Raw genomic sequence first — 4,270 nt, 5'->3', positions numbered from 1 at the left:
GTTTATTCTTGCCCTGCTTACACCACTCATCGTTTGGCTGATTCTAAAACTTCACCCCGATACCCGTGATCACCGCCAGCGATGGGGTATTATGGTTTATCTAGTATTTGCCACCCACGTGCTGCTTGATTCTTTAACTGTCTACGGAACACAAATCTTTTGGCCTTTTATAACGACTCCGGTGGGCTTGTCGACAATTTTTATCATTGATCCACTATATACAATATGGCTTTTAGCTGGTGTTATATTCGCGCTCGTGGCAACACGCAGCACTAAGCGAGGACATTTGGCAAACAATCTCGGCCTGGCAATAAGCTCAGCCTACCTTGTCTGGACGGTAACGGCTAAACTCTATGTAGATTCCGTCGCTCGGGAATTATTAGAGAACCAAAAAACAGCTTACAACCAACTAATAGTAATCCCAACTCCTTTTAACTCATTGTTATGGCGCGTGTTGGCGATGAGCGACAATGGCTACCATGAGGGATTTTATTCAGTGTTTGATAATAGCAGAAGCATCACAACAAAGTTTTATTCCAGCGACAACCATCTACTCGAAGAATTGCAGAATCACTGGCCCGTAAAACGCCTGCAATGGTTTACCAAAGGTTATTACGGAGTGACTAAACAAAATAAAGACATCATTGTTAAAGATCTCAGGATGGGAGTGGAACCGAACTATGTATTTCAATTTAAGGTTGGTGAATTCAGTAATCCACACCCCATTGGCACTGACAGCAAACGCATTGAAACACAGCAAAGACTCGAACTATTGCCTGTTGTATGGCAACGAATCTGGAATGAAACAATTTCAATGTAGCATTATTGTCCTGCATATCCATTCTATAATTTGTGTGTGTATTAATAATCCTGAATATATAAATCAAGGAATGAAAAATGTCAGATAACAACTGGATAAATCAGCTATTTCAGTCTATAGACAGCAAAGACTCCGATGCCTTTCTTACGTTTCTAGCAGAAGATGTATTTTTTCGTTTTGGCAACGCCGAACCAATACACGGCAAGAACAATGCTGGGAATGTGGTAAGGGGATTTTTTGAGAGCATAAAGGCTTTACAGCACGATATCAGTGAAACCTGCTCGGTTGATGACAGTGTGATTTGTCATGGCTTTGTAACCTATACGAAACATGATGGCTCGCCATTGACTGTTCCGTTTGCCAATATATTCAAAATGGAAGATGAAAAGATAAAAGAGTACCTGATATACGTGGATGTATCGGAACTTTACAATACTGGCTAGCACTTACACTCTATACGGCAACCTGCTTGCTCCAGGCAACAATCATCTCCTGAATCTCGGATTTACAGGATCCACAATTGGTACCCGCCTGCAACTTTGCTCCAATGGCGTCTACAGTATTACACCCCTGCTTTAAGAAAGCTTGCTGAATTTGCTTTTCGCCGACACCAAAACAGGCGCAAACTATTTTGCCAATGTCTGCTTCATCTGAAGGTGGTTTTCCAGAAAGCAGTAAGGCCCTCTCCTGTTCAGAAATGGACTCCTGTGAGAATAATTTTGCCAACCACTGCCGGGATGGCAAACTCCCGGTTGCGGATATAAAAACGCAACTCTCCAACTTATCCCCAACAAATCGTGCGCCGCGATAATTACTGCCACCATCAAAATACTCTGTCCAGTTAACTTTTTTATCTGACTGACACAGCAATTGCCTGGACCATTGCGCCCAGTCGCTCGGTCGACTGTCGCCTGCCAGTTCATAACGCCTGAATTTATCACCACTAACTCGCACCCAGAAACTGGAATCCTGAACGGGTAACTCCCTGCGCGACAATATAAAACCATGCCAGGCAAATTTCTTGGGTTCTATAGCTACTGGCGTATGTTTAAACTCGGGCTGTCCGGAAACCGGATCCAGAGCCGGATTAATCACATCTCCCACGCTCGCAGCGCTGGCAAACTGCTGGTTCCAGTGCATGGGTACAAAGACGCTTCCTGGTCTTTGATCCTCTGATACTCTTGCTTTAATTATCAATTCACCCCAGCGACTTATCACCGCAGTTAACATACCGTCGGCTATGCGATACTTTTCTGCGTCTACGGGATGAATAGCAATATAGGGTTCAGGCTCATGGTTAGTGAGTCGAGCTGCTTTACCGGTGCGAGTCATCGTATGCCACTGGTCGCGCAACCGACCACTATTGAGTATTAGTGGAAAATAATCGTTCGGTGCGTTAACGGGTTTGCGGGGCGCTATTGGAACAAAGCGCGCTTTGCCAGATAATGTAAAAAATTTTCCGTCACTGAAAAAGCGCTTGTTGTTTGTGTTGGTAATCTCGTCATCTTGCTTGACTGGCCATTGTACTGGATTCATTTCATCGTACTGTTGCGTTGTTAATGAAGCAAGACCGTATATATTGAAATCGCGATCATCTTCGTTATCTTTTCCTGATAGCCTGGCATGCTCTAGAAATATACTGTAAGGACTGTCATAGTCAAACTCTTTGGCGAAACCCATAGCTTTAGCTACCTGAGTTATGATCCACCAATCGTGTTTAGCTTCGCCCGGGGGTTCCAGGAAACTACGTTGCCGCGATATGCGACGTTCCGAGTTAGTTACCGTGCCATCTTTTTCTCCCCAGGTCGTCGCCGGTAACAATACATGTGCGTATTTCGTCGTATCTGTATTTCTCGCACAATCAGAAACCACTACAAATTCACAACGCTCCAAAGCTTTTTTTACACGCTTTGCATTGGGTAAACTGACAGCAGGATTGGTACCCATGATCCAGACGGCTTTCACTCTGTTTTCGAAAATGGCGTCAAATAAATCCACTGCCTTAAGCCCAGACTGGACAGGCATTCTTGGTGACTTCCAAAACTCCTGTACAATTCGGCGATGTTCACTATTCTCTATATCCATATGCGCGGCCAATTGATTCGCCAACCCGCCGACTTCACGTCCCCCCATGGCGTTTGGTTGACCAGTAAAAGAAAACGGCCCCATGCCAGGACGCCCGATTCGACCTGTGAATAAATGACAGTTTATGATGGAATTAACTTTATCAGTTCCTGATGAAGACTGGTTTACACCTTGCGAATAAACACTAATAACACGTTCAGTAGTGGCGAATCGTTTATAAAATCTTTCCACAACTTTTTCTGACAATCCACACTGTTGTGCTACATTGTTAATAGCAAATTCAGGTGTCAATGCCACGTTTAGTGTTTCGTACAATCCTTCAGTAAATGACTTGGTGAATAATTTATTTTCTTCACCCTGACGGTGCAAGTAAGCTAACAAACCATTAAATAATACTGTGTCACTGCCAGCATTTAACGCCAGATGTAAATCGGCAATCTCACAGGTCGCGGTATGTCGCGGATCAATAACTACTATAAACAGGTTTGGATTGTCTTTCTTTGCCTGTTTAATACGCTGGAATAAGACAGGATGACACCAGGCAGTATTGGAACCGGACAGCACTACCATATCCGTGCGTTCAAGGTCATCATAGCAACAAGGAACAGTGTCGGCACCAAAGGCACGCTTATGGCCAGCTACGGATGAGGACATACAAAGTCGTGAATTGGTATCGATGTTTGCAGAGCCAATGAAACCTTTCATCAGTTTATTGGCAACATAATAATCCTCTGTAAGAATTTGCCCGGAGACATAAAACGCTACAGAGTCCGGACCGTATTGAGCAACAATGGATTTGAAATTCTCGGTAACTTCGGAAATCGCGTCATCCCAGCTGGCACGTTCGCCATTAACGATAGGAAATAACAATCGTCCCTCATGATCTAGTGTTTGTGCCAGCGCCGCTCCCTTCGAACACAGGCGCCCAAAGTTGGCAGGATGATCCTTATCGCCATTGACTGTGACATCGCCTTGTTCGTCCTGTTTAACGACGACGCCACAACCGACACCACAATAAGGACAGGTGGTTTTGGTAACTGACTCCATACTGATGAATTCTAGCTTAATAAAAGCCTGATGATTAAATCATCAGGAAAATCACATCGTTTTCGACTTTCACCGAAAATGTTGTTGCACAACCTACATCAGGCCCTTTGGCTTCACCATCATCAAGACCTAATACCCAATTATGTAAAGGGCAGGTAACACTCTTTCCATGCACAATGCCTTGCGATAATGGACCACCTTTATGAGGACAACGATCAAGCAGGGCAAACACTTCGTCGTCAGCACTTCTAAAAACCGCAATGTCACCAAGTCCTGATTTTACTACCCTGGCACCCAGCCTGGGTATATCATTAATAC

At 44.3% G+C, this 4,270-nt stretch carries 4 protein-coding genes; 2 read left to right on the top strand and 2 right to left on the bottom strand.

Annotated features, from left to right (window positions below; all coding sequences use genetic code 11):
• Together ACWVCM_RS07750 and ACWVCM_RS07745 are read left to right on the top strand one after the other, a co-directional pair.
• Window positions 1-820, top strand: an 820-nt coding sequence (locus ACWVCM_RS07750; RefSeq protein ID WP_455201158.1) for a metal-dependent hydrolase, incomplete at its 5' end; no start/stop codon positions are given.
• Between the two features lie 77 nt (window positions 821-897).
• A complete protein-coding gene (locus tag ACWVCM_RS07745; RefSeq protein WP_455201157.1) occupies window positions 898-1,263 on the top strand; it encodes a nuclear transport factor 2 family protein in 366 nt (121 codons plus the stop codon).
• 10 nt (window positions 1,264-1,273) lie between these two features.
• Here ACWVCM_RS07745 and ACWVCM_RS07740 read toward each other — a convergent pair whose 3' ends face one another.
• Together ACWVCM_RS07740 and nirD are read right to left on the bottom strand one after the other, a co-directional pair.
• A complete protein-coding gene (locus ACWVCM_RS07740; RefSeq protein WP_455201156.1) occupies window positions 1,274-3,952 on the bottom strand; it encodes a nitrate reductase in 2,679 nt (892 codons plus the stop codon).
• Window positions 3,953-3,986: 34 nt separating this feature from the next.
• Window positions 3,987-4,270 (bottom strand): nitrite reductase small subunit NirD (gene nirD / locus ACWVCM_RS07735; protein ID WP_455201155.1); only part of this gene is annotated, 284 nt, incomplete at its 5' end.

It is taken from the genome of Kaarinaea lacus (assembly GCF_975902315.1).
This window is presented reverse-complemented; position numbering and strand designations above follow the sequence as displayed.